Origin of the sequence: Lacticaseibacillus mingshuiensis (assembly GCF_016861785.1) — a bacterium.
Taxonomy (GTDB): Bacteria; Bacillota; Bacilli; order Lactobacillales; family Lactobacillaceae; genus Lacticaseibacillus; species Lacticaseibacillus mingshuiensis.
This window is the reverse complement of the sequence record NZ_BOLS01000002.1, coordinates 169,993-195,154: the sequence shown is the minus strand read 5'-3', so window position 1 is coordinate 195,154 and position 25,162 is coordinate 169,993. Positions and strand designations below refer to the sequence as shown.

The following is a 25,162-nucleotide window of genomic DNA, read 5'->3' as shown; positions in this document are numbered from 1 at the left end:
TTCATCCACTACAATCTTCTCGGTGGCTTCCTCTGGGTGACCATGTGCTGCGTCGCCGGCTTTTTCTTCGGCAACCAGCCATTCGTCAAGGCCCATTTTTCCCTAGTCGTCATTGGCATCATCGCCATTTCGCTCGTTCCGGTCCTGATCACCGCGTTGCGCAATTACCGAACCGTAGCAAGATAACGATAAAGGGTATGGTTTCATCACACGTGAGGATGGCAGCGATGTCTTCGTTCATTTTTCAGCGATCCAAGGCGACGGCTACAAGACGCTCGACGAAGGCCAGTCTGTGACCTTCGAAGTTGAGCAGGGCGACCGTGGCGCACAAGCTGTGAACGTCAACAAAGACTAATCGACACGAAATGGCATCGCACACTCGACTTCGGGTGGACGATGCCATTTTGATTCCCAATTATTTTTGAATCATGCGAGGCACGAACGCACCAGGCCTGCTCACAGATCTGTTTCGTCCGGATACGTTACGCCCCATGCCCGGCGTGCCGCGGTGATAATGGTCATTGTGTCGCGGGTCCAGCGCAGCGTTGGGTCACTGCCCGTCGTCACCGCGTTCGCCATGTCTTCGATCTCATAGACAAAGGCCAGACTGTTATCGCCGGCCTCGATCTCCTGGTTTTTACCATCCAGGCCAGTGAAGATCGCCGTGGTGGCCCGGCCATAATCGGTGATCGTCAGATAGCCATTTTCATAAGCGACCACGCCGCGGTTGGGCAGATTGGTCTGAAGTGCTAGGGCGATCTGCGCCTGTTCCTGATGCGCGGTGGTCAGCAGCAGGCTCGAGCGGTCATCGACGCCGGTGGCAGTCGGCACCATTTGTGTGGCGAGAAGGGTCGGCGACTCAGTCATGAAGCGCCGGGCAAAACTCAGCGCATAAATGCCGATATCCAGCATGGCCCCGCCGGCGAGCTGCGGATTGAGCAGGCGGTCTTCTGGGTCATTGGGAACATGGGTGCCGAATGCGACCTGGATCATTTTTGGCCGGCCAAGTTGGTGGGCGGCCTTGAACTCATCAAGTGCGTGATAGAGCGGCATGTGATAAATGGTCTGCGCCTCCATCAAGATCAGACGGCGTTGGGCGGCCAGCAGCACCAACTCATCCAGCTGGGCCTCGTTGAGGGTGATCGCTTTTTCGGCAAGGACATGCTTGCCTGCGTTCAGCGCCGCCTTGATATTGTCATAATGAAAATTATGCGTCGTTGCGACATACACGATATCGATCGCTGGGTCGGCCAAAAGACTCGCGTAATCTGGATAGGCATGCGCCACCTTGTGTTTGGCTGCGAAGGCTGCGGCCCGGCCGTCGTCCTTGTGCGCGGCGACGCCATAAAGATGCTGACTGGTCGGGAAGACCTCGGCAAAATAGTCGGCGATGCGACCCGTTCCGATGATGCCCCAATTATAGGTTGTCATGAGCAAACACTCCTTTGTTTTCGTCCCGTCTATCGTAGCACGCCTGCAACCGCTTGCGGCACTATTTTCTTCCGGTGCGCTTCTGCTACAATATAGAGGAGGTGAGGAAGATGAATGATCAAACATTAGTTGAACTAGCCATCTTAACGACCCAGCAGCAATACGGCGCCCGCAGCACTTATCTGACCGATACGCTGTACATTCCAGTGGGCGCGGTGCTGCGCGGCCATGCCCAGCTGACGGCAAAGCAGCGTGAGAAGTTGCGTTTCCTATTTACTGATTACGAGTGGATGCTCGCGCAAAAAATTGCGGTGCTGGCCGCCAGCGACCCGGATGTCCGCAATGTTGCGTGGCGTTATCAAGACGCAAAATTGCAGATCGCCAAAAAGTGGCTGACATCGCCGCTTTTGGCCACAAGCTATTCAAAATAGCCACGCGCAAACGGGACGGTCAGTGTGCACCTGCAGCTGCGCCTACAATATGGCGACCATGGCTTAGAGGATATCCTGGACTTCGTGGTGTCCAGCCAAGAGGCCAAGCAATTGCAAAACGACAAGCTCGATCTGCTGACCTGGACGAACCAGCAGATCGCGGATAATGCGAGTAGTAAATAATTAGTCCGCCAGCGCGAAGCCTGAACGCCGGCCAAAGAATTTGCACCAAACCACAACGGAAAGAGGCGAGACAATGGCGCGGAAGAGTCATCGAAGACGAAAATTGAAACTGCCGCGCGTGATCTGGATCTTTCTGCTTCTTTTTATCGCGGCGATCGGTGTGGTGGGCGGCCAGATCTTGAGTCAGCGCGCGCAGATCGCCGATGAGGCTCGCGCGCAGTCAGAAGCCACGGCCAAGCAAGAGGCATTTATTTCGCGACTTGCCCCGTATGCTCAAGAGCTCCAGCAGGTCTATGGCGTTTTGCCCAGCATCACGTTAGCCCAGGCCATTCTTGAATCGGATTGGGGCACCAGCACCTTGGCGGCCAACTACCATAATCTTTTTGGCATCAAAGGTACCGATCCGGCGACCAGCCGCATCATGACGACCAAGGAATATCAAAATGATCAGTGGGTGACGGTCCACGCGCGGTTTCGTGTGTATGCCAGCGACCAGGAGTCGATGAAAGATCACGCCTTGCTGTTGGTGAATGGCACCGACTGGAACGCAAACCAGTATGCAGCGGTCTTGGCGGCCAAAGACTATGTCACGGCGGCCAAGGCGCTGCAGACAGCGGGGTATGCGACTGATCCGGATTATCCCAGTAAGCTGATCGCGCTGATTCAGCAATGGCATCTCGCACAATACGATGGGAATTAAAGCGCGACATTGCCTCGGCGCTGGCTGGCGGCCACCTGGTCGGACGAATTTTCACGACAACGCACGCACCAATAAGGAGGCGAGCTGATGACAGTTCCGGAGATCATGACCACGCTGCGGCAAGACATTGTGCGCGTGCCGAAGATCATGCATGAAGCGCCTGGCCTCAAGGTGCTTGGGCACACGATTCACACGCTGTTGTTCAGCACCGATGTCGCCCTAATTCGCAATACAGATGCCGATGGGGTGATCGCCGTTTATCCGTTCACGCCGCATCCGGCGATCATTCAGGCGATCTGTCAGGTCGCCGACATTCCGGTTTTTGCCGGCATCGGTGGAGGCCTGACCTCGGGCAAGCGCTCGGCGGATATCGGGCTGCTGGCGGAGGCGAATGGCGCGATCGGCATGGTCGTCAACGCCCCGACGACGCTGCGCACGGTGCAGATGATCAAAAAAACGGTCGATTCGCCGCTCGTGCTCAGCGTCGTCGCGGTCGATCAGGAGATCGATGCGTTTCTTGAGGCCGGCGTCGCGTTAGTCAATGTGTCGGGTGGGCGGCACACACCCGAAATCGTGGCCCGTTTGCGGCGGCAATATCCGGACTTGCCGATCATTGCAACGGGCGGACCGACGGATGACTCGATTCGCGCGACGCTGGCGGCTGGCGCAAATGTCCTGACGTACACGCCACCGACCAATGGGGAGCTGTTTCGCCACAAGATGGACCAGTATCGCAACCAGATCGCCAAAAACTCAAAATCCGAATGATCGAAGATTCGCAGCGATGCGGATCTTTTTTTGATTCGCCAGTCAAAATAGGCGGCCGCGCGACTTTTGCTGGAAAATCCCGGAAAATGGCCGTGTAAAAAGTCACACATTCACGCCGTTTCGTATTGTTCGAGTGCGTGATTAATGGTAGAATTTGTGAAACTCGAATCTTGAAAAGGGATGTGGCAACGGTGAAGTTATTGGAAGACCGGATCGAAAAGGATGGGCGCGTATTAGGTGAAGATGTCTTGAAGGTGGACAGTTTTCTCAATCATCAGATCGACCCAGATCTGATGGTCGCCTTGGGCAATGAATTCTACGCCCGTTTTAAGGATGAACCGATCACGAAGATCTTGACGGTGGAAAGCTCCGGCATCGCGCCGGCGCTGGCAGCGGGCATGGCGTTTCATGTGCCAGTCGTGTTCGCGCGCAAGCACAAGAGCCTCACGCTCAAGGACAACTTGTACACCTCGGAGGTTTATTCGTTCACGAAGAAGACCGCTAACCAGATCGCGATCGCTGAGAAATTTCTTTCTAGCGATGATAAAGTTCTGATCGTCGATGATTTTCTCGCCAATGGCCAGGCTGTTGAAGGCTTGATCGACATTATCGGCCAGGCTGGCGCCACGCTTGAAGGCGTTGGCATCGTCATTGAAAAAACGTTCCAGAAGGGTCGCCAGCTCCTCGATGACCGGCACATCCGGGTCGAGTCTCTGGCCCGCATCGCAGCGTTTGAAAACGGCCACGTCGTTTTCGCCCAAGACTAAAGAGGAGGAGTCATGCAAAAATCTGCGGATATCTCGAATCCAAAAGCCGCTGTGCTGGGTCTCCAGCACTTGCTTGCCATGTATTCCGGCTCGGTGCTCGTGCCGATTCTGATTGGGAACGGGCTGAACTTTAACGCCGAGCAGATGACGTATCTGGTCTCTATCGATATTTTCATGTGTGGGGTCGCCACGGCCCTTCAGGTATTCGCAAATAAGTTCTTTGGCATCGGCCTGCCAGTCGTCCTCGGCTGTGCGGTCCAGGCCGTCACGCCGCTGATCATGATCGGCCAAAAATATCAGATTCAAACCATGTATGGCGCGATCATTGCCGCTGGGATCTTTGTCTTCTTGATCAGTGGGGTCTTCGCGAAGATTCGGCGCCTGTTTCCGCCATTGGTCACCGGGACGTTAATCACGGTGATCGGGTTGTCACTGATTCCGGTCGCTTTTCAAAATCTCGGCGGCGGGGATACAGCCGCGAAGAGTTATGGTAGCTTGGCCAATCTGGGCATTGGTGTTTTCACCGTCCTGTTGATTCTCGCCCTCAATGTCTGGGGCCGCGGCTTTATTCGCTCGATCGCGATCTTGATCGGGCTTGTCGCAGGGACGCTGCTGGCGGCGGCCTTTGGGATGGTCAGCTTGACGCCTGTGGCCGAAGCCAGCTGGTTCCATGTGCCAACGCCATTTTATTTTGGCACGCCACATTTTGAACTCAGCTCCATTGTGACCATGATCTTGATCTCCCTTGTTTCGATGGTCGAAAGTACCGGCGTCTTTTTTGCCCTCGGCGATGTTGTCGGGCGCAAGATCGGCGAAGAGGACCTGAAAAAAGGGTACCGAGCGGAAGGACTGGCAGTTCTGCTTGGCGGGATCTTCAACACCTTCCCGTACACCACGTTCTCGCAAAATGTCGGCCTGGTGCAGTTGTCCGGCATCAAGACGCGCAAACCGGTCATTTACTCTGCAGGCTTTCTGATTTTGCTGGGACTTTTGCCTAAAGTCGGCGCGCTGGCAACGATTATTCCATCGCCGGTGCTGGGCGGCGCGATGCTGGTCATGTTCGGCATGGTGGCGGTCCAGGGCATTCGGATGCTGCAACAAGTCGATTTTCATAATGATAAAAATCTGTTGGTTGCCGCGATCTCGATTGGGCTCGGCCTGGGCGTCACCGTGCAGCCAGACATCGTGCAATTTTTGCCAAAAACGCTGCAGTTGTTCCTGTCGTCTGGCATTTTGATGGCCAGCCTCAGCGCGGTGGTCCTCAATTGGCTGTTCAACAACAAGGAACCGCAACCTGAGCTTGAGACGGCGGACGGGTTGAACGAACGCGATGACGAAGACGGGGCAGGCGCTGCGCCGGCTGAAAGCGTTGCGGACGCCGCAGCACCGACTGAGGCGATCGCCGAGACGCCGGGTGCATCGGATCAGGACGTCCCGCAAGACACGGAAGACACTAAGAAGCAGTAAAGGAGCGATTTGCGTGGCACAATTCATCGAACCCGGAAGCGTCGTTGGCATCATCGGCGGAGGGGTGTTGGGTTACCGGCTGGCGCTGGCTGCCCGGCGGCTCGGCATGCACACGGTGGTGCTGGCGGGGCAAGGGGATGTCGCGCTTCAAGCCGCCGACATGAGTTTGGCTGGCGAGATCAACAACGAAGAGAACCTGAAGCGCCTGGCCAGTTTGGCAACGGTGATCACGTATGCCGATGAAACGATCGACGGCACGTTGCTCAGTCGCGTGGCGCGGCCGGAGCAGTTGCCATCTGGGACCGACATCCTGGCCGTCACCCAGGACCGTTATCTTGAAAAAGTGTATCTGGATGACTTGAACATGAACATTTTGCCCTATGCCCAGGTGGTCACCCCAAACGATATCGCCAAGGCCGTTGAAACGGTTGGCTTCCCGGCGTTGCTCAAGCCGATACAAAAAGGGGTCGGTGTTGATCAACAGTTGCGCCTGACGCAGCCGCAAGATGTGGCGCGGGCGGCTCAGCTCCTGCAGCAGCGGCCTTATATTGTCGAGGCATGGCTCGATCAGCCGGAAGAGTTTTCCGTTTTGGTCGCTAAGGTCGATGATCAGGTCACTGTTTTGCCCGTGGTGCAGAATTTCTTCGACCAGCATCAGCTGACTGCCTCGCTGGTCCCGCCGGCGTGCGACGACGCGGTTCAAGAGGAGATTCAGCGCGTGGCCGGGGTCCTGGCGAAAAAAATGGCCTACAACGGTGTCTTCGGTGTGGAGCTATTTTTGACGAAAAATAGGACCCTTTATGTGAAACGTCTGTATCCTGGCCCGCAGCTGTTCGGGGATGTCCTCGAGCACACGACGGGGTATTCACCGTATGAGCTCCATCTCCGCGCGCTGTTGGGCTGGCCGCTGCCGACGCCTGTTGTCACGCGGCCGGGTGCCTTGCTGCCGCTGCGACTGGGCGATCGTACCGCTGCGATGACGCAGGTGCAGATCAAACCGGAGTGGCAGTTCCATTTCTTCCCGGAAGGTGCGCCGCTGATTGGGGAGATCGCTGTGTTCGGCGAGTTGGCTGAGCTCAACAGTAGCATCAACGCCACGGAACATTTTCATATCGGCACTGGAAACTAGGGTCAGTTGCGAAATGGCGGGACTATCCCGCGGGTTGCCACACCCTGATAGTTGGGTTTCAGCCCGCATGGTGAGGCCATCTAGCCGACTCGTGCACTCGATGGCCAAGTGCGCCATCAAGCACCCGAGCCAGGTTAGCTGGCTCGCCATCCCGCGGGCTTTCACACCCTGATAGTTGGGTTTCAGCCCGCATGGCGAGGCCATCTAACCGACTCGTGCACTCGATGGCCGAGTGCGCCATCAAGCACCCGGGCCTGGTTAGTTGGCTCGCCATCCCGCGGGCTTCCACACCCTGTCTCATAATAGGAGGAGAACACACCAATGATCGATCGATACAGTCGGCCAGAGATGGCCAGTGTTTGGACGGAAGAGAACCGCTATAAGGCATGGCTCGAGGTCGAGATCTTAGCGGCGGAGGCTTGGTCCACGCTCGGCGAGATTCCAGAAGCCGATGTCAAAGCGCTGCGGAAAAACGCCTCGTTCACCGTCGATCGTATTCACGAGATCGAGGCCGTGACGCGCCATGACGTGGTCGCCTTCACCCGCACCGTGTCCGAAAGCCTTGGCGATGAGAAAAAATGGGTCCATTTTGGCCTGACGTCAACGGATGTTGTTGATACGGCACAGGGCGCCGTTCTCAAGCAGGCAAACGCGATCTTGCGGACGGACATTGAGGCGTTGCTGGCGGTGCTGGCCCGCATCGCCAAGCAGTACAAGCACACGGTCATGATGGGCCGGACCCATGGCGTGCATGCCGAGCCCACAACCTTTGGCCTGGTCGTTGCGACCTGGTACTCCGAGATGAAACGCGATCTGGCGCGCTTCAATGAAGCGGCCGCGGATGTTGAAGCTGGGAAGATCTCTGGCGCGGTCGGCACGTTTGCCAACACCCCACCAGCTGTCGAAGCCTATGTTTGCGAGCATCTCGGCTTGCGCGCCCAAGAGATCTCGACGCAGGTGCTGCCGCGCGATCTGCACGCCCATTACATTGAGATTCTGGGCCTGATCGCAACGTCGATCGAACGCTTTGCGCTTGAGGTCCGCCATTTGCAGCGGACCGAAGTGCATGAAGTCGAGGAACATTTTAATCCTGGGCAAAAAGGTAGTTCCGCGATGCCACATAAGCGCAATCCGATCAGCTCCGAAAACGTGACTGGCCTGGCGCGCGTCATTCGTGGGTATATCACCCCAGCGCTGGAGGATGTCAGTCTCTGGCACGAGCGCGATATTTCACACAGTTCTGCGGAACGGATGATCTTGCCGGATGCGACTGGCCTGCTGGATTATATTTTGCATCGCTTCACGGGCATCATCGACACGTTGGATGTTTTTCCCGACACCATGCTCGCGAACATGCAAAAAACGCACGGCTTGATCTTCAGCCAGCGCGTGATGCTCAAGCTGATCGAGACCGGCCTCAGTCGCGAGGCCGCGTATGACCTTGTGCAGCCAAAGACGGCTCAGGCCTGGGATGAGCACCGCGATTTTCGCCAGTTGCTGGAAGCCGATCCGGCTGTCACGGATCGCCTCACGAAGCCCGCGCTGGATGATGCCTTCGATTATCATTATCACCTTCGCCATGTCGATGAGATCTTCGACCGCATTGGGTTAGGTGACTGAGCGCACTGATCGGCGACGGCAGTGGACGCAAAGAGGGGTAGGAACGATTTTTGTTCCGGCCCCTCTTGATGTTTTACGAGCTTGGTCCTTACAGCGAAATGTAACTTGCTGGGAGACTTGTTTCGATCGGCAGATCCGCGGGCCAGGTGCTCGTCAACGTCGGATTGCGGTGCATCTCACTGGAAACCGCGTTGCGCGCCATTTGGTCGGCCCATTCGTTGAATTTGACCCCGGTGTGGCCCCCGACGTTATGGAAATGGACGTCGATGCCGGTCGCCGCTTGCGGCAGCAATTTTGCATATTCAATGGAGACGGGACTATTTTGGCCCCAGCCATAAGGGGTCGCCACGGTGCCGACATAATCATGTACAAGATCGACGCGGTCATACCCATTTGCCTTTGCCCACTGAATGGCGATCAGCGCGGCATTCAGCTCGCCGGTGATCTGGTTGGAGCTGGAAAACGTGGTGTTGGTGATGGAAAATGCCTGAATCGCGACGCCATCTTTGACCAAGATCACCCCGGAGCCAGAGTTGGCCACGCCCTTTGTGAAGGAGCCGTCGATGAATGCAAACAGGCCCTTGGTGTGGTCAAAAGGACTGAAGAATTCTTTCAGCTGTGGACTGTTGACGAACTTATCGGCCTCGGCTTTTTGCGACTGCGTGAAGCTTTGGATGATCGTGTTGTTCTTGCCGTCGCGACTCGTTGCCTTTAATGCCTTGATCTTCACCTGACGTGCCGGATTGCTTGGAAAAAGTCCGGTGAAGTTCTCCCCAGCCAGTGCATAGTAAAATGGTTTTTCTGCCATTGTGTGACCCTCCCAGAATTTAACTTGTTTGATGGGTCAATTATACCTGATATCAACTATTTTTCGAGGCTTTTGAACACTGTCAGCGCGTGCCGGCTTTTTCCTTATAGCTAGCCGAGTTACTCGACCATCCCGCGCACCTGCGCACCTTGTAACTGGGCTCCGGTGCGCATGAGTGAGACGTCTAACTGTGCTGTGCACTCGGTGGCCGAGTGCGCCACCAAGCACCCAGCCCAAGTTAGCCGTTCACTCATCCCGCGCACCTGCGCACCTTGATTAACTGGGCTCCGGTGCGCATGAGTGAGACGTCTAACTGTGCTGTGCACTCGGTGGCCGAGTGCGCCACCAAGCACCCAGCCCAAGTTAGCCGCTCACTCATCCCGCGCACCTTCGCACCTTGATTAACTGGGCTCCGGTGCGCATGAGTGAGACGTCTAACTGTGCTGTGCACTCGGTGGCCGAGTGCGCCACCAAGCACCCAGCCCAAGTTAGCCGTTCACTCATCCCGCGCACCTTCGCACCCTGATTAACTGGGCTCCGGTGCGCATGCCGGAAGCATCTAGGCAGTTCGTGCACTCGATGGCCAAATGCGCCATCAAGCACACGAGCTGACCTATCTGTTCCACCATCCCGCGCACCTGCGCACCTGCGCACCTTGTTTGTTATACTATGGTGAAGGAGCTGATGGTGATGACGAAGATCAGTTTACAGACGCCGGTGCGTGAGCTTGTTCAAGTGCATCCGGAGGTCGTGCCGGTGATGGTCAAGATGGGCCTGTCCGGGGTGACCGATCCGGCACTGCTCAATACGGTGGGCCGGTTCATGACACTTGAAAAGGGTGCCCGCATGAAGCACATCGCGCTGGCTGATTTGCTGACAGCGCTGACTGCGACGGGCTTTGAGGTGGAAAATAATGACTGAGACACATGCGACTGACAGGCAAAAAAAGATCGTGGAAATTCTTCAGATGCTGCACCAAGGCGGCAGTTTTGAAGACGCGAAAAAGATCTTCGACGAAACATTTGACGGCGTGGATGTCGCCGAGATCACAGGTGCGGAGCGCGAATTGATCGCCAGTGGCCTGAACCCGATGGAGATTCAAAACCTCTGTAATGTCCATGCAGCTGTTTTTCGCGGCAAGATCAACGACCATGCGAAGACGCCGATGGAAGAGACCCCAGGCCATCCCGTTCAAGTGATGAAGCTTGAAAACGTGGTGTTGGAAAGCCTTCTGAACGATGAGCTTTTACCGAGCCTGAAAAAATGGCAGCAGCAAGACCCCACGCAACCGGCCGGCCCAGATGATGCGATTCTGCTCGCCCGCATCAATAACGCCCTGGCGGATCTGACGACCATCAATAAGCATTATCAGCGGAAGGAGAATCTGATTTTCCCGTTGATGGATAAATATGGCATCACCGCGCCGCCAAAGGTTATGTGGGGCGTTGATGACGAGATTCGCGGCTGGATCAAGGCCGCCCAACAGCTCGCTTCCGCGCCGGTCATCCCGGATCGCTATGCAGTCGAGACGGCGATTCAAAAAGCAGCTAAAGAAGTCGACGAGATGGTCTTCAAGGAAGAGGAGATCATGTTGCCGATGGTGCTTGAGGTCTTCACCCCGAGCGACTGGGGCATGATTGCCAAAGAGTCGGATGCAATTGGCTACACCTTGATTCCAGACCCGCTACCATGGCAACCAACCGCAGAAGAGTTGGCCCAAAAACCGAAGCCATCCGCGCTGGCCAAGGAACTCAACGAAATGGCTCAGCAATTGGCTGATAGCCAGCAACTGGGCTCTGCGCGGAAAAATCAGACATCAGACCGCGATGTGATCAATGCGATTCACCAGGATACCCCGATGCCGGTGGCGCCGCCTGAAGTGATGGCAAAATTGCAGGCGGCTAAGGCCGCAGACGCTGGGGCAATGACCGCCCGTGCGCCACTTGCGGCCGGGGACAGCAATGCCCCGCGCATCAACGTCGCCCGGCCAGCTCAGCAACCAGCTTCCGTGGCCAGCGACGCGACATCTGGCACGGAGGAAGGCCGCATCGCAATCGATGGCATTAACCCAGCCAAGATTCTCCTGCCGACCGGGAGTTTTGACCTCGATCAGCTGACCAACGTGTTGCGCCTTTTGCCGCTGGACCTGACATTTGTCGACAACACCGACACTGTCCGCTGGTTCTCAGACTCTGGCAGTCGCGTCTTTCCGCGGACAACGGCTGTGATTGGCCGCCTAGTGCAGAATTGCCATCCGCCAAAGTCAGTGGACAAAGTCGAAAAGATCCTCGCCGATTTTCACAGTGGTAAGGAAACGCACGCCGATTTTTGGATCGACATGCACGGGAAAATGGTCTACATCCGCTATTTTGCGATTACGGACCCAAGCGGCCACTATCTCGGCTGTCTAGAAGTTACCCAAGACATCACAGGCATCCGCGCCCTAGAAGGCGAAAAACGTCTATAGCAATGAACGGCTTCACAGAGGCACGCTGATCTGTGAGGCCGTTTTTCTGTATAAGTTGTGTGTAAAGCTAGACCGGTTTCTCGCATAGTTAAGGTGATTATGCTCTAGAAATTAACTGTTTGAGGCCAGGCCAGTCGCATGATGACGGCCGAAGCCCACCCGGACCCCCAACACTGAGCTAATTTGTTCAGCCGCCGCTCGCTACCGGCCAAGTGCGGTTTCTGGTACAATGGGAAGGACTCAAACGCGTTTTAGAAAGGACGTTATCAATGCCAGCACCGATGCTTAAAGGAATGAACGACAAACAAACAGAAGCGGTCCTCGCCACTGAAGGACCGGTCCTCATCATGGCAGGAGCTGGCTCCGGGAAGACGCGGGTGCTGACTCACCGCATCGCTTACTTAATAGAAGAAAAAAACATCAACCCATGGCGCATCCTCGCGATCACCTTTACCAATAAGGCGGCACGAGAAATGAAAGAACGTGTGGGCAAGCTGCTGGACGCCGAGCTTGCGCAGGATGTGTGGGTTTCGACCTTCCATGCCCTTTGCGTGCGAATCTTGCGACGCGATATTGAAAAACTCGGCATGAGCCGCAGCTTCACCATCGCCGATCCGGCCGAGCAGCGTACGTTGGTCAAACATATTTTGAAGGATCTGAATCTCGATCCAAAGCGATTTGATCCAAAGTCTTTGCTGAGTGCGATCTCCAATGCCAAAAACGACCTGCTGACACCGGAGGACTATGCGAAAACGGCGTCCTCGCCTTTTGCCCAAACGGCGGCCATCGTCTACAAGGAATATCAGAAGCGGCTCCGCGGCGACCAAGCCATGGATTTTGATGACCTGATCATGCAGACGATCGTGTTGTTCCAGCAAGACCCAGAGACCCTGAAGTTTTACCAAAACAAATTTCAATACATTCACGTCGATGAGTATCAGGATACCAACGAGGCCCAGTATCAGCTGGTCCATTTGCTGGCCGACCAGTGGCAGAATCTGTGCGTGGTGGGGGATGCCGACCAGAGTATTTACGGCTGGCGCGGCGCGAACATGCAAAACATCTTGGACTTCAAGAAGGATTACCCCAAGGCGCAGGTGATCTTGCTGGAGCAGAATTATCGCTCGACCAAGACCATCTTAGGTGCGGCCAATGATGTGATCAAAAACAACACCAAGCGTCAGGTCAAAACGCTGTGGACGGAAAACAAATCCGGCGACAAGATCACGTATTACCGCGCACAAAGCGAATTGGATGAGGCTTATTTTGTCATCCGCAACATTGAAAAACAGATGCGCGAGCACCATCGGCGATTTGGCGACTTCGCGATCTTGTATCGGACCAACGCCCAGTCTCGGACGATTGAGGAAGCGTTCATCAAGAGCAGTATTCCTTACAAGATCGTCGGCGGCCACCGGTTCTACGATCGCAAAGAGATCAAGGATGCGCTCGCGTATTTTCGCCTGGTGGTCAATCCAGATGACGACATGAGTTTCAATCGCATCGTCAATGAGCCAAAGCGCGGTATCGGCAATGGCAGTCTGGAAAAATTGCAGGAATTTGCCAACCAAAATAACTGGTCGCTGCTCACCGCGGCGCAAAACGCCGAGCTGTCGAACATCGGTGGCCGCGGGCGCCAGGCACTCAGTGATTTTGGCTTCATCATCAAGCAATTGCAGGCAAAAAAAGAGGCCGGCAGTGTCACGGACCTGATGCAGGCCATTTTGACCGACACCGGCTATTTGCCGGCACTGCAGATGCAAACGGAAAGCGTCGAGGCCGAGACCCGGGTCGATAACTTGAACGAATTGTTGTCCGTGACGCAAAATTTTGATAGTCGTTATGAGCCTGAAGACGAAGACAGCGATATCGACGCGGACTTTTTGGCCGAGTTGTCGCTGCTATCGGACCAAGACGAGATCGAAGAGGAAGCCCAAGAGGTCACGATGATGACGCTGCATGCAGCGAAGGGGTTGGAGTATCCGGTAGTGTTCCTCGTTGGCATGGAAGAGGGTATCTTCCCACTGAGTCGCGCGGCCATGAATGAAAGTGACCTCGAGGAAGAGCGGCGCCTGGCTTATGTCGGCATCACCCGGGCCAAGGACAAGCTGTTTTTGACCAATGCGTATGCCCGCATGCTGTATGGTCAGCGGCAAAATAATCCGGAGAGCCGCTTCATCGCCGAGATCGATGAGAGCCTGCTGGAAACCGCTGGCAGTGCGGCGGCTCCGCGGACTGGGGTACCGTTCGTCGACCGGACGCGCGAAGCCGTGACCCCGGTGTATGGGGCCCATAGCCGGGAAACGGTAAAGACGCGCGGGACCAAGACCGTGGTCACGCATTCGGTCGCGCCACAGACCCATGCCGGGCAAACCAGTTGGGCGGTCGGCGACAAGGTGGCGCACCGCAAGTGGGGAGAAGGCACCGTGGTCCGGGTGTCTGGGACAGGCGACGACCAGGAACTGGACATCGCGTTCAAGGCGCAAGGTATCAAACGGCTGCTGGCCGCCTTCGCCCCGATCGTGAAGGCCGAATCTTAGGAGGAACAAGCGATGGCAGAGCAATCAATCAATGATCACGAAGTTGCGGCCGCCAAAGTGCGCGACCTGGTGACCCAGCTCAATGGCTGGCGCACGCAGTATTACGACCAGGACGCGCCAACGGTTGAGGATCATGTTTACGATGAGACCTACCGTCAGCTGCAGGACCTTGAGGCGGCTTATCCGGATCTGATCACGCCTGAGTCGCCGACCCAGGCCGTGGGCGGCACTCCGAGCGGCGATCTGCCCAAGGTCCCGCATCCGATTCCGATGCTGTCCATGGGGGATGTCTTTTCCCTGGCCGAGTTGAAGGATTGGGCGCAGCGGCTGGAAGCTGGCGTAGACGACCCGGTGGCGTATAACGTTGAACTCAAGATCGATGGCCTTTCGCTGTCGCTTGTTTATGAGCAGGGCCGCCTGGTGCAGGGATCGACGCGCGGCAATGGCCGCATCGGCGAAGATGTGACGGCCAATGTGCGGACCATCGCATCGGTGCCCCAGACCTTGCCGGAGCCACTAGACATCGAGGTGCGCGGGGAATGCTACATGCCCAAGGCCGCGTTTGCCGCGCTCAACGCCCAGCGGGAAGCCGACGGGGCGCCGACCTTTGCCAATCCGCGAAACGCGGCGGCTGGATCGCTTCGGCAGCTCGATTCCAAGGTGACCGCCAGTCGGCAACTCGACACCTTCATGTATACGGTGATCGACCCAGCAACGTATGGCATCACGACTCAGCATGAGGCGCTTGCGTTTATGGCCAAGCTGGGTTTTGCCACGAATCCGACCGCGATCGTCGCCGAGGATCTGACCACGATCGACGATTACATCACCGCCCAAACCGCTGACCGCGACAGTTTGGCCTATGGCATCGATGGGATTGTCGTGAAGGTCAATGACCTCGCCCTTCAAGAAGAATTGGGCAATACGGTGAAGGTGCCGCGCTGGGAGATCGCGTATAAATTTCCCGCCGAGATCGCCAAAACGGTGGTGCGCGACATCGAATGGACGATCGGGCGCACCGGCGTCGTCACCCCAACCGCTGTGATGGACCCCGTCGCACTGGCAGGGACGACGGTCAGCCGGGCGACGCTCCACAACGCCGACTTGATCGCTGCCAAGGATATCCGCATTGGCGACACCGTCTTGCTTTACAAGGCCGGTGACATCATTCCGGAAGTGTCGGAAGTGGTGCTTGCCGACCGACCAGCAACCAGCGTGCCAGCCTTGGCCCCGACTCACTGCCCATCGTGCGGGGAGCCGCTGGTCCATTTGGATGCGGAAGTCGCCCTGCGCTGCGTCAATCCGCGGTGTCCTGCCCAAGTACAAGAGCAGCTGACCCATTTTGCCTCGCGCAACGCGATGAACATCGACGGTCTCGGTCCGAAGATCATCGGCCAATTGCTGGCAAAAAAGATGGTCGAAGATGTGGCGAATCTGTACCAATTGACCGAACCGCAACTGTTGACGCTTGAAAAATTCAAAGAAAAGTCCGTTAATAATTTGTTAAAGGCCATCGATGCGAGTCGGCAAAACTCCCTTGAACGGCTACTATTTGGGTTAGGGATTCGCCATGTCGGCAGTAAGGCGGCGCAGTTGTTGGCGGCACAGTTCGGCGACATGCCGACGCTGATGGCGGCTGACGAAGCGACGATCGCCGATGTGCCAAACATCGGCCCAACCATCGCTGCGGCCCTGGTGACCTATTTTGCCAGTGCTGGCGCCCAGCAGTTGATCGCCGAACTGACCGCGGCCGGGGTGAACATGGCTTACACCTCGGGCACTGCGACGCCGATTGCGACGGATAGCTTCGTGGCTGGAAAAACAGTGGTGATCACCGGCAAATTTTCGGCGTTCAGCCGGCCAGCCCTGACGAAGCGGCTCGAGGCGCTGGGGGCCAAAGTGACTGGGTCAGTCTCCAGGAAGACGGATCTGGTGGTGGCTGGTGAAGACGCCGGCTCCAAGTTGGCCAAGGCACAGACGCTATTAGTGCCGGTGATGAATGAGACAGAATTGATGCAGAACCTGGAAAAGTGAGGCTTATTGATGAAGCGTTTTTGGATGGCGGTGACGCTACTTTTGACCGCTGGCGTGCTTGGCGCGTGCAGCAATCTTGGATTCAATGATTCAAGTGAAAGCACGGCCAGCTCTGGCACGAAAACAGCGACCTACCAAACCACAGGGACCGTGGACTCCGGCATGTACCAAGGGGTGATCAAAAACGGGCGCTACCAGACCAGCAAAACGCGCGGGCTGGCCACGTCGACGAACACCCAAAGCGGGACCTATAACATCAAGAGCATGGAAAACGGGTTGCTCGATCTGGCTAAGAAGCAATTTTCCACCTCGAAGTATGTCTTTCAGGAAGGGCAGCTGATCACCGAAGCAACGGCGGAAAATTGGCTGGGCCGGAAAAGCAAGGACAACGCCAATGGCCTCAATCCGGCCAGCAATGGCAAGCTCGATGAGGACACCCGCGCCCCAATCTACCTTCAGACGCTGCTTGAACAGGACTTCATGACCCAAAGCGGTAGTAAGCTCCAACTCGGCGGCATCGCCATTGCGCTGGGGATGAACGAGTATGATTACTACCAGAAGGTCAAATATGGTGCGACGTACACCACGCACATCAGCGATGCCAAGCTCGTCTCAGAAGGCGAAAGCATGGCGGCCGAGATCGTGGCGCGGCTCCGGCGATTGTCAGGCGTCGGCAAAAACGTTCCGATTCTCGTCACGCTGTATAAAAACGCCGGATCAGACGCCCTGGTCGGCGGGACCTTTTTCCGCTCGGTCTTGTCCACCAGTGGCAGCGACCTCGGCAAATGGTCGACCATCGATCAACAAAATGAGACTCTGCCGACCGTGAACAATGCGAAGCCGATCGACAGCAATGTCTCGACTGATTTCTCGGACTTTTCCGAACAGATCGAGAACTTTTTCCCGACCCTGGCAGGGGTCACGGCCCAGGCGCATTATGAAGATGGCTCACTGGCGGGGCTCAACATCTCGATCAACACCCAGTTCTACAGTGAAACCGAGATCATGAGTTTCACCCAGTATGTCGCGACCACCGCGCAGAAATATTTGCCGGATGGCGCGAAGATCGAGATCACGATCGCCTCGACTGCCGGGACCCAGGCCCTGATCACACGCGAGGCAGGCGCCAAGGGATTTTACACCCATGTGTTTGGAAGCTATTGATTTATGTTAAACTCATAATGGTTTCGCGCAGAAACAGGGCTTGCCGTCATGCGCGGCGGCCCTGTTTTGCCAATTTAAGCGAAGAAAGTAGGGAGCACATGATCACCAAAGAAAGTGTGGCACATGTTGCCGATCTTGCCCGCCTCAGTTTCACGGACGACGAGCTTGAACAATACACCAGCCAGCTCGATGAGATCTTGAACATGGTCGACCAACTGGCAGAAGTTGACACAGAAGGCGTGGCGATCACCACGCAAAGCGTCCATCTGGAAAATGTGATGCGGGCGGATGTTGCCGCAGCGCCGACCGACTTGGCGCCGATTCTGGCTAACGTTCCGACGCATAAGGGGACGCTGATTCAGGTGCCAGCGATCATCGACAAGGAGGAGGACTAAGCGTGGATTTTTTCAAAAATGATCTTTCTGCATTGCATGATCAGCTTGCTAGCGGCGAATTGACGGCTTCCGCCTTGACTGACGAGACGTTGGCGGCCATTCACGCGCACGATGACGTCGATGCGTTTTTGGCGCTGAACGATGACGCAGCAAAGGCACAAGCAAAGGCTTTGGATGAAGCCGGCACATTTGAGCGCCCGCTGGCCGGCCTGCCGATCGCGATCAAGGATAATATCGTCACTAAGGGCTTGACCACCACAGCATCCTCGAAAATTCTGGGGAATTTTGTGCCACCTTATGACGCCACGGTCATTGAAAAGCTCAATGCCGCTGGGGCGATCAATGTGGGAAAGACCAACCTGGATGAGTTTGCCATGGGCTCGTCCACGGAAAATTCGGCTTTCAAGGTCACCAAGAACGCCTGGGATCACACTAAGGTGCCCGGTGGGTCGTCAGGTGGTTCGGCGGCCGCAGTTGCTTCTGGTCTGGTGCCTGCTGCATTGGGCTCCGATACGGGTGGCTCGATTCGCCAGCCCGCGGCGTTCAACGGCATCTTCGGCTTCAAGCCAACATACGGCCGTGTGTCGCGCTGGGGGCTGATCGCTTTTTCATCAAGCCTGGACCAGATCGGCACGTTGACGCGCACCGTGAAGGACTCCGCATTGGTGCTCAATGTGATCGCCGGTCATGATGACAAAGATGCCACCACCGCCGAACAGCCGGTTCCGGATTTCACGGCTAAGATCGGCCAAAGCATCAAAGGGATGAAGATCGCCATGCCGACCGAATATCTCGGTGAAGGTGTTGATCCGAAGGTGGCCGACCAGATTCGCAAGGCCGCCGATCAGTTGCGCGATCTTGGTGCAACGGTGGATGAAGTGTCCTTGCCGCACACGAAATATGCGGTGCCAACGTATTACATCATCGCAAGCTCCGAGGCCAGCTCGAACCTCCAGCGTTTTGACGGCATTCGGTATGGCTTCCGCGCCGAAGATGTCAAAAATCTGAAGGATGTTTATGTGCGCTCGCGCTCCGAAGGCTTTGGGCCAGAAGTGAAGCGTCGCATCATGCTGGGGACCTTCAGTCTGTCCGCCGGCTTCTATGATGCCTACTTCAGAAAAGCTGCCCAGGTGCGGACATTGATCACGGATGATTTTGCCAAGGTCTTTGACAATTATGACCTGATCATCGGCCCGACCACGCCGACCACGGCCTTTACGATCGGGGAAAAAGTGACGGATCCGCTGACCATGTACATGAACGATATTTTGACGATTCCGGCGAACCTCGCCGGGCTGCCGGCTGCGTCTGTTCCGGCCGGGTTCGTTGAGGGGATGCCAGTTGGCCTGCACATGATCGGCAAGCATTTTGACGAGCAGACTGTTTATCAAGTCGCCGCCGCCTTTGAAGCTGCGAATGATTATGTCGCTCAGATTCCGGGAGGTGCGCGTTAATGAACTTTGAAACGACCATCGGACTAGAAGTCCATGTGGAATTGAAGACCAAGTCGAAGATGTTTTCGCCGTCGCCGGTCAGCTATGGCGCAGAGCCCAACATCAACACGAATGTGATCGATTGGGGCTATCCTGGCGTCTTGCCAAGCATCAACCAGGGCGCCTACAGCCTGGGTATCATGGTGGCCTTAGCGCTACATGCCGACATTGCGCACTGGACGCATTTTGACCGGAAGAACTATTTTTACCCGGATAACCCAAAGGCGTACCAGATCACTCAAAGCGAGCAGCCGCTGGCAACGAATGGCTGGATCGAGATCGAAGTCGATGGCAAGAAGAAAAAGATCGGCATCGCGGAGCTTCATGTCGAGGAAGACGCGGGGAAAAACCAGCATGAACATGACGGCTATTCCTATGTCGATCTGAACCGGCAGGGCACGCCTTTGGTCGAGATCGTCTCAAAGCCCGACATCGCCAGTCCGGAAGAAGCCTATCAGTATCTTGAACAGCTGCGCCAGCTCGTGCAATTCACCGGCGCCTCTGACGTCAAGATGGAGGAAGGCTCGATGCGGGTGGACACGAATTTGTCCGTCCGTCCCGTTGGCCAGGATCATTATGGCACGAAGACGGAGATCAAGAACCTGAACTCCTTCAACCACGTGCGCGATGGCCTCGCCTATGAGCAGCAGCGCCAGATTCAGACGCTGATGGCTGGCGGCGCGATTCGTCAGGAGACCCGGCGCTGGGATGTGGACAAGAAGGAAACGATTCTGATGCGTGTCAAGGAAGGGGCGGATGATTACCGCTACTTCCCTGAGCCGGACCTACCGCCGATTCATGTCACTCAGACCTGGATCGAAAAGGTCGCCGCGCAATTGCCAGAGGCTGCGGCCAAGCGCCGTGAGCGCTATGTGAGTGAGTGGAATATCCCCGCCTATGATGCCGGGGTGCTCACGCTGACTAAGGAAATGGCTGACTTTTTCGAAGCGACGGTTGCCTTGGGTGCCGATCCAAAATTGGCCTCAAACTGGCTGATGGGTGAGGTCTCCGGTTATCTGAACGCCAATCATTTGGAACTGGCGCAAGTGGCCCTGACTCCGACGCATTTGGCGAAAATGATCGCGTTGATTCAAGATGGCACCATTTCCAGCAAGATCGCCAAAAAAGTCTTCCAGGAGATCATTGCCAACGACACGGATCCGGAGCAATGGGTCAACGATCAAGGCCTCATTCAGCTGTCCGACCCGGCGAAATTGACCCCGGTCATCGATGGCGTCCTCGATGCCAACCAGCAGAGCATTGATGATTTCAAGGATGGCAAGGATCGTGCGATCGGCTTTTTGGTCGGCCAGATCATGAAGCAGACGCATGGCAAGGCTAATCCAAAAGTGGTCAATCAGCTGTTGATGGCTGAGATCAAGAAACGCTAACGGAGGGCACCTGACGATGACACAGCGTGCACGTTTGATCTATAATCCGACAGCCGGCAACGAGGGCATGACGCGTTACGTGGCTGAGATCTTGAATGTGCTGGAAAGTGCCGGCTATGAAGCCAGCGCCTTTCAGACAACGCCGGAACCATTTTCGGCAAAAAAAGAGGCGTCCCGGGCGACCGAAGACGGGTTTGACCTCGTGGTTGCGGCAGGCGGCGACGGCACCATAAATGAGGTCGTCAATGGCATCGCGCCACATCAACGGCGCCCGAAAATGGCCATCATTCCGGCTGGGACGACGAACGATTACGCCCGTGCCTTGAAAATTCCGCGGGAGGATCCGGTCGCAGCGGCCAAGGTCGTCGCATCCGGCAAAACGTTGCGAATGGACATCGGCCAGGCCAATGATACCTACTTCATGAACATCGCGGCGGGCGGGCTGCTCACCGAGCTGACCTATGCCGTACCATCAGAGTTCAAGTCGATCTTCGGCTATTTTGCCTATGTTATGAAAGGCGCAGAAATGTTGCCGGCAGTGCGGCGCTTCCCGCTGCACCTGGAATATGACGAAGGTACCTATGACGGCCCAGCAAGCATGTTTTTGCTGGCGATGACCAACAGCATCGGCGGATTCGAACAGATTGTGCCGGATTCCGCGCTGGGCGATGGCAAATTCTCCCTGATCGTGGTGAAGACCGCGAACATGGCCGACATTCTGGTCCTCATGGGAAAAGTGTTGACCGGCGGCCGGCATGTCGATGATCCGAATATCATCTACACCAAAACGCGTGTGCTCAAAGCCTCGCGCGGCGATGGCGATGAAATGAAGATCAACTTGGATGGCGAATACGGCGGCTCGGATCCGATGACCTTCACCAACTTGAAGCAGCACATCGAGATGTATGCCAACGTGGATGAGATCCCGGCGGCCGCGATCGGTGGCGCAGCGGATCACGTCAAAGAAGTCGAAACAATTGCCCATCAAGACATCGACGGCGATGGCAAGATCGGCATTAAGTAGCAAGCGGAAAAGCGGCGAAGCGATTCGCTGCTTTTTTGATTCTGGGCGGAAGGACGCTGAAACCCACTTTATGCTAATTAGCGGGTTGAAGAGTGATTAGAAATCGATACAGCAAACTAGGGTGAAATTCAGAGGGCATTCGACCCCCATTGATACAATGGACTGTGTGAGGGTGGGCTGCGGCCGAAAACGGCTCGCTTCGCATCTCTTGGCGTAAGGCATAAATGCCTAACGCCAAGAGCAAGCCCCCTCGTCGTTGTTAGCGGCCGAGCCGCTAACAACGAAAGTGAGCTTTGAGACCGCGTACTTGGCGGGCTCAAAGTCACTTGTCCGCTCTACTCCGGTCGCCAGCCAATTTTCGGCCGCAGCCCACCCGGGGGTTTTCACAAACTTGCATCGAATCGTCAGAAGTCCTCTCCCTCTAGCGTCGCCCGCGCAATTCTGGTACACTGGACGGGACTTTAGGCAGACTAATTAGGAGGCAGCAACGTGCAGACACCGGTGCAAAAGAATCAGGAACTGACCGTGACGATCGCGGATCTCACATATGAAGGCATGGGTGTCGCCAAGATCGACGGCTACCCCTTATTCATCGAGGACGCTTTGCCCGGCGAAGAAGTTCGCATTCACGTGTTGAAGGTGCAAAAACAATACGGCTTTGCCAAAATGGTGACACTGCTCAAGGCGTCGCCGGAACGTGTGGCACCAGTGGATGCGGCGCTTACGCAAACGGGCATTGCGCCACTTCAACACTTGGCATATTCCGCGCAACTTAAATTCAAGCAACGCCAGATCGAGCTGCTCTATCACAAGGCTCATTTGGATGACATTCCGGTATTGCCGACGCTGGGCATGGCGGACCCGACGCATTACCGTAACAAGGCCCAGATTCCGGTGCGCGAGATCAATGGGGTACTCGAGACCGGCTTTTATAAGCGGCGTTCCCATGAATTGGTTCCGCTGACCGATTTTTACATTCAGGACCCGTTGATCGATCAGGCCGTTGTTGTCGTGCGCGACCTGCTTCGAAAATACGGGGTGTCCGGCTATGATGAGGCGCGTGATCACGGGTTGGTGCGCCACATCATGGTGCGGCGGGCGCGTGCGACCGGCGAGATGATGGTCGTGTTGATCACCCGCAACTGGGCGGTGCCGCACCTAGATGAGATCGTGGCCGGCATCCAGGCGGCACTGCCACAGGTCGTTTCGGTGATGCAGGACCTGAACGCCAAGCGCACGAATGTGATCATGGGCAATGAGGTCAAATTGTTGGCCGGCCGTGATCATATTGAAGATGAGCTATTGGGGCACCGGTTCCGAATTTCCGCGCTCAGTTTTTACCAGGTCAATCCCCAGCAGACCGCCGTCCTTTATCAGACCGCGATCGATGCGGCGGCGCTGACGGGCGATGAGGTCGTGATCGATGCGTATTCCGGTATCGGGACGATCTCGATCGCGCTGGCTGAGCACGCGCGGCGCGTCGAGGGTGTCGAGATCGTGCCGGCTGCCGTCGCTGATGCGCGGCTGAATGCCAGTCTCAACGGGCTGACCAACGTCCAATTCACGGTTGGCAAGGCCGAAGAGGTGATGCAGACGTGGCAGGCGCAGGGCATGAAGGCGGATGTGTTAATGGTGGATCCGCCGCGTAAAGGGCTGGCGCCAGAATTTTTGGCGGCCGTGGGTCAACTGTTGCCTCCGAAGATGGTGTACATTTCCTGTAACCCGGCGACACTGGCCCGCGACTTGGTCGAGCTGCGCAGTTTTGGCTATACGGCGCACAGTACCCAGCCGGTGGACATGTTCCCGCAAACGACGCACATCGAATCCGTCACCGTTTTGACGCTGGGCGATCAGGCCACGGAGTAGGGGAAAATTGTTCTCGTCAGTTCAAAGGAGAGGTTCACATGGTTCAAGTGGCGATTCAGGATATTGTGGATGCAATCGGAATGACCGGCACCGAGGATCAGTATTATCTTGATCTGGGCACGGGCGACCTGCTCTTTTATTCAGACATGGCCGCCGATGAAGATGACGTTCAAGAAAGGCTCGACGCGGGGGATGACCAGTTACTGCCCTTGCCCGATCTGTATGAGATCAACGATTATGCGACCATGGCGGCCTTTGTCGACACGCAGGACGATCCAGTCAATGGCGAGTTGGCCCGCGCGATTCAGGGGCGCGGGGCGTTTCGCCGGTTCAAGGATGAGATCATTCGCCTCGGCGTTGCCCAAGCCTGGTACGCGTTTGAAGCGGCCGCGCACTATGAACTTGCGGTTGCCTGGTGCAACGAGAACCACGTGGCCTACACCGAAAAGGCCTGATCTTGACCAAATAAAAAGCCGGCGCGATGTTGCTGCAAGCTTTCGCTTGCAGCTGACACATCGCGCCGGTTTTTGCGTGGCCTTATTTCTTTTGGCCGGTGGTTGCGGCCAGCACTTGGCCAACTGCTGGCAAACTGCCCAGCGAATCGACGGCGGTGCTTGGCAAAACAACGGTGTTGCTGGTCCCTTTGGCAAGGGCCTCAAGTGCTTCAACGTTCTTGTACTTGAGGTACCGATCGCCGTTGTTTTCAAGGCCGGCATTGATCGAGTTGATCTGATCCTTGATGGCGTCCGCGATCAGGCGCTGACTTTCAGCGCGGCCCTGGGCTTCCAGAATCTGGGTCTGTTTATTGGCCTCAGCCTCGAGAATCGCGGATTGCTTTTCACCTTCCGCCTTGGCGATGGCGGCCTGCTTGAGCCCTTCAGCCTCCATGATGTTGGCTTCCTTTTCACGGGAGGCGCGCAGGAGCTTGTTCATCGATTCCTGAATTGTCTTATCGACCTGAATCGAATCGATATTGACGCGATCGACGTTCAGCCCATAGCCGGCCGTGGTCGTCGCGATCTGTTGAAACAGCGTCTGGTTGATGGTCTCGGTACCGTTGAGCACATCGTTGAGGTCCATGTTCCCGATGATGCCACGCAGATTGGCGCGGGTGTCCTGGACCATGGAGAGAACAGAATCCTTGTTTTGATAAACATACGCATTAACGTCGGTGATGTGATATTTCAACGTTTCAGAAATGCGCACCACCACGTTGTCCTTCGTGATCACTTCCTGCTCGTCGACCTTCAGCGGAATCTGCTTCATGTTGACGATCTCGGTGATGCGATAGACCAGTGGCGGCACGACATGAAACCCGGGTTGCAGCGTCTGAACGTATTTACCCAGCCGCTCGACGATGCCAACTTCCCCAGTGTGGATGATCGCGACGCTGGAAAACAGGATGACCAGTAGCGCGATGACAACGATCACAATGACAATACCAATGATGAGACCTGTCATGTCAAATTCCTCCTCGAAGGCTT

General features: G+C 56.2%; 21 protein-coding genes and 3 pseudogenes. 21 read left to right on the top strand and 3 right to left on the bottom strand.

The genetic code is table 11. The annotated features are described in order from the left end of the window. Positions 1 to 186, top strand: a pseudogene (locus JUE67_RS02490) (hypothetical protein); the annotation flags it as partial. A gap of 1 nt (position 187) precedes the next feature. Further along, positions 188 to 355: pseudogene (locus JUE67_RS02485) on the top strand (cold-shock protein); the annotation flags it as partial. Positions 356 to 456: 101 nt separating this feature from the next. Here the strand turns inward: JUE67_RS02485 and JUE67_RS02480 are convergent. Further along, on the bottom strand, positions 457 to 1,431 hold the full coding sequence (locus tag JUE67_RS02480) for a Gfo/Idh/MocA family protein (protein ID WP_203627076.1): 975 nt from the start codon (positions 1,429 to 1,431) through the stop codon (positions 457 to 459). 110 nt (positions 1,432 to 1,541) lie between these two features. On the opposite strand from JUE67_RS02480, the gene JUE67_RS02475 reads away from it, so the two are divergent. From JUE67_RS02475 to purB, 8 genes and pseudogenes are all read left to right on the top strand, one after another. After that, positions 1,542 to 1,862 carry a hypothetical protein gene (locus JUE67_RS02475; protein ID WP_203636955.1) on the top strand — a complete coding sequence of 107 codons (321 nt, stop codon included), beginning with the start codon at positions 1,542 to 1,544 and terminating at the stop codon, positions 1,860 to 1,862. Between the two features lie 24 nt (positions 1,863 to 1,886). Further along, positions 1,887 to 2,045, top strand: a complete 159-nt coding sequence (locus JUE67_RS02470; RefSeq protein ID WP_203636954.1) for a hypothetical protein — start codon at positions 1,887 to 1,889, stop codon at positions 2,043 to 2,045. 73 nt (positions 2,046 to 2,118) lie between these two features. Further along, a complete protein-coding gene (locus tag JUE67_RS02465) occupies positions 2,119 to 2,745 on the top strand; it encodes a glycoside hydrolase family 73 protein (RefSeq protein ID WP_203627072.1) in 627 nt (208 codons plus the stop codon). An 87-nt stretch (positions 2,746 to 2,832) separates the two neighbouring features. Further along, complete coding sequence (locus JUE67_RS02460) at positions 2,833 to 3,513, top strand: hydrolase (RefSeq protein ID WP_203627070.1); 681 nt, start codon at positions 2,833 to 2,835, stop codon at positions 3,511 to 3,513. 191 nt (positions 3,514 to 3,704) lie between these two features. Beyond that, on the top strand, positions 3,705 to 4,280 hold the full coding sequence (locus JUE67_RS02455) for a xanthine phosphoribosyltransferase (protein WP_125696937.1): 576 nt from the start codon (positions 3,705 to 3,707) through the stop codon (positions 4,278 to 4,280). A 12-nt stretch (positions 4,281 to 4,292) separates the two neighbouring features. Beyond that, positions 4,293 to 5,618: pseudogene (locus tag JUE67_RS02450) on the top strand (nucleobase:cation symporter-2 family protein); the annotation flags it as partial. Between the two features lie 142 nt (positions 5,619 to 5,760). Then, the gene (locus JUE67_RS02445) at positions 5,761 to 6,876 is read left to right on the top strand and encodes an ATP-grasp domain-containing protein (RefSeq protein WP_203627060.1); all 1,116 of its coding nucleotides are present in this window, start codon (positions 5,761 to 5,763) and stop codon (positions 6,874 to 6,876) included. Positions 6,877 to 7,197: 321 nt separating this feature from the next. Further along, positions 7,198 to 8,496 (top strand): adenylosuccinate lyase, encoded by a 1,299-nt coding sequence (gene purB / locus JUE67_RS02440; RefSeq protein WP_203636953.1) that lies wholly within the window; start codon positions 7,198 to 7,200, stop codon positions 8,494 to 8,496. An 88-nt stretch (positions 8,497 to 8,584) separates the two neighbouring features. Here the strand turns inward: purB and JUE67_RS02435 are convergent, their stop codons facing one another. Beyond that, the gene (locus JUE67_RS02435) at positions 8,585 to 9,304 is read right to left on the bottom strand and encodes an RNase H family protein (RefSeq protein ID WP_203627056.1); all 720 of its coding nucleotides are present in this window, start codon (positions 9,302 to 9,304) and stop codon (positions 8,585 to 8,587) included. 690 nt (positions 9,305 to 9,994) lie between these two features. Here JUE67_RS02435 and JUE67_RS02430 point away from each other — a divergent pair. The 11 genes from JUE67_RS02430 (at position 9,995) to JUE67_RS02380 (ending at position 24,133) form a co-directional block, all read left to right on the top strand. Continuing rightward, positions 9,995 to 10,225, top strand: a complete 231-nt coding sequence (locus JUE67_RS02430; protein ID WP_203627044.1) for a DUF1858 domain-containing protein — start codon at positions 9,995 to 9,997, stop codon at positions 10,223 to 10,225. After that, the gene (locus JUE67_RS02425; protein WP_203627042.1) at positions 10,218 to 11,771 is read left to right on the top strand and encodes a DUF438 domain-containing protein; all 1,554 of its coding nucleotides are present in this window, start codon (positions 10,218 to 10,220) and stop codon (positions 11,769 to 11,771) included. The genes JUE67_RS02430 and JUE67_RS02425 overlap by 8 nt, the downstream gene beginning before the upstream one ends. Positions 11,772 to 12,052: 281 nt before the next feature. After that, positions 12,053 to 14,311: a DNA helicase PcrA gene (gene pcrA / locus JUE67_RS02420; protein WP_236002618.1), complete on the top strand. Its 2,259-nt coding sequence runs from the start codon at positions 12,053 to 12,055 to the stop codon at positions 14,309 to 14,311. A 12-nt stretch (positions 14,312 to 14,323) separates the two neighbouring features. Further along, complete coding sequence (gene ligA, locus JUE67_RS02415; protein ID WP_203627038.1) at positions 14,324 to 16,345, top strand: NAD-dependent DNA ligase LigA; 2,022 nt, start codon at positions 14,324 to 14,326, stop codon at positions 16,343 to 16,345. A gap of 9 nt (positions 16,346 to 16,354) precedes the next feature. After that, on the top strand, positions 16,355 to 17,509 hold the full coding sequence (locus JUE67_RS02410; RefSeq protein WP_203636952.1) for a CamS family sex pheromone protein: 1,155 nt from the start codon (positions 16,355 to 16,357) through the stop codon (positions 17,507 to 17,509). A 98-nt stretch (positions 17,510 to 17,607) separates the two neighbouring features. After that, positions 17,608 to 17,904: an Asp-tRNA(Asn)/Glu-tRNA(Gln) amidotransferase subunit GatC gene (gene gatC, locus JUE67_RS02405; RefSeq protein ID WP_203627034.1), complete on the top strand. Its 297-nt coding sequence runs from the start codon at positions 17,608 to 17,610 to the stop codon at positions 17,902 to 17,904. Positions 17,905 to 17,906: 2 nt separating this feature from the next. Further along, the gene (gene gatA / locus JUE67_RS02400; RefSeq protein ID WP_203627032.1) at positions 17,907 to 19,358 is read left to right on the top strand and encodes an Asp-tRNA(Asn)/Glu-tRNA(Gln) amidotransferase subunit GatA; all 1,452 of its coding nucleotides are present in this window, start codon (positions 17,907 to 17,909) and stop codon (positions 19,356 to 19,358) included. After that, positions 19,358 to 20,788 carry an Asp-tRNA(Asn)/Glu-tRNA(Gln) amidotransferase subunit GatB gene (gatB, locus tag JUE67_RS02395; RefSeq protein ID WP_203627030.1) on the top strand — a complete coding sequence of 477 codons (1,431 nt, stop codon included), beginning with the start codon at positions 19,358 to 19,360 and terminating at the stop codon, positions 20,786 to 20,788. Before gatA ends, gatB begins: the two co-directional genes overlap by 1 nt. A 16-nt stretch (positions 20,789 to 20,804) precedes the next feature. After that, complete coding sequence (locus JUE67_RS02390) at positions 20,805 to 21,812, top strand: diacylglycerol kinase family lipid kinase (RefSeq protein WP_203627028.1); 1,008 nt, start codon at positions 20,805 to 20,807, stop codon at positions 21,810 to 21,812. Positions 21,813 to 22,301: 489 nt separating this feature from the next. Next, on the top strand, positions 22,302 to 23,678 hold the full coding sequence (rlmD, locus tag JUE67_RS02385) for a 23S rRNA (uracil(1939)-C(5))-methyltransferase RlmD (RefSeq protein ID WP_203627026.1): 1,377 nt from the start codon (positions 22,302 to 22,304) through the stop codon (positions 23,676 to 23,678). 38 nt (positions 23,679 to 23,716) lie between these two features. Continuing rightward, a complete protein-coding gene (locus JUE67_RS02380) occupies positions 23,717 to 24,133 on the top strand; it encodes a UPF0158 family protein (protein ID WP_203627018.1) in 417 nt (138 codons plus the stop codon). An 82-nt stretch (positions 24,134 to 24,215) separates the two neighbouring features. Here JUE67_RS02380 and JUE67_RS02375 read toward each other — a convergent pair whose 3' ends face one another. After that, complete coding sequence (locus tag JUE67_RS02375) at positions 24,216 to 25,139, bottom strand: SPFH domain-containing protein (RefSeq protein ID WP_203627016.1); 924 nt, start codon at positions 25,137 to 25,139, stop codon at positions 24,216 to 24,218. Positions 25,140 to 25,162: the final 23 nt, after the last annotated feature.

Excerpts from the sequence above, each read along its gene's own strand:
- JUE67_RS02480 (WP_203627076.1), bottom strand. The coding sequence starts at position 1,431 with ATGACAACCTATAATTGGGGCATCATCGGAACGGGTCGCATCGCCGAC.
- JUE67_RS02475 (WP_203636955.1), top strand. The coding sequence starts at position 1,542 with ATGAATGATCAAACATTAGTTGAACTAGCCATCTTAACGACCCAGCAG.
- JUE67_RS02465 (WP_203627072.1), top strand. The coding sequence starts at position 2,119 with ATGGCGCGGAAGAGTCATCGAAGACGAAAATTGAAACTGCCGCGCGTG.
- JUE67_RS02460 (WP_203627070.1), top strand. The coding sequence starts at position 2,833 with ATGACAGTTCCGGAGATCATGACCACGCTGCGGCAAGACATTGTGCGC.
- purB (WP_203636953.1), top strand. The coding sequence starts at position 7,198 with ATGATCGATCGATACAGTCGGCCAGAGATGGCCAGTGTTTGGACGGAA.
- JUE67_RS02435 (WP_203627056.1), bottom strand. The coding sequence starts at position 9,304 with ATGGCAGAAAAACCATTTTACTATGCACTGGCTGGGGAGAACTTCACC.
- JUE67_RS02430 (WP_203627044.1), top strand. The coding sequence starts at position 9,995 with ATGACGAAGATCAGTTTACAGACGCCGGTGCGTGAGCTTGTTCAAGTG.
- JUE67_RS02425 (WP_203627042.1), top strand. The coding sequence starts at position 10,218 with ATGACTGAGACACATGCGACTGACAGGCAAAAAAAGATCGTGGAAATT.
- pcrA (WP_236002618.1), top strand. The coding sequence starts at position 12,053 with ATGCTTAAAGGAATGAACGACAAACAAACAGAAGCGGTCCTCGCCACT.
- ligA (WP_203627038.1), top strand. The coding sequence starts at position 14,324 with ATGGCAGAGCAATCAATCAATGATCACGAAGTTGCGGCCGCCAAAGTG.
- JUE67_RS02410 (WP_203636952.1), top strand. The coding sequence starts at position 16,355 with ATGAAGCGTTTTTGGATGGCGGTGACGCTACTTTTGACCGCTGGCGTG.
- gatC (WP_203627034.1), top strand. The coding sequence starts at position 17,608 with ATGATCACCAAAGAAAGTGTGGCACATGTTGCCGATCTTGCCCGCCTC.
- gatB (WP_203627030.1), top strand. The coding sequence starts at position 19,358 with ATGAACTTTGAAACGACCATCGGACTAGAAGTCCATGTGGAATTGAAG.
- JUE67_RS02390 (WP_203627028.1), top strand. The coding sequence starts at position 20,805 with ATGACACAGCGTGCACGTTTGATCTATAATCCGACAGCCGGCAACGAG.
- JUE67_RS02380 (WP_203627018.1), top strand. The coding sequence starts at position 23,717 with ATGGTTCAAGTGGCGATTCAGGATATTGTGGATGCAATCGGAATGACC.
- JUE67_RS02375 (WP_203627016.1), bottom strand. The coding sequence starts at position 25,139 with ATGACAGGTCTCATCATTGGTATTGTCATTGTGATCGTTGTCATCGCG.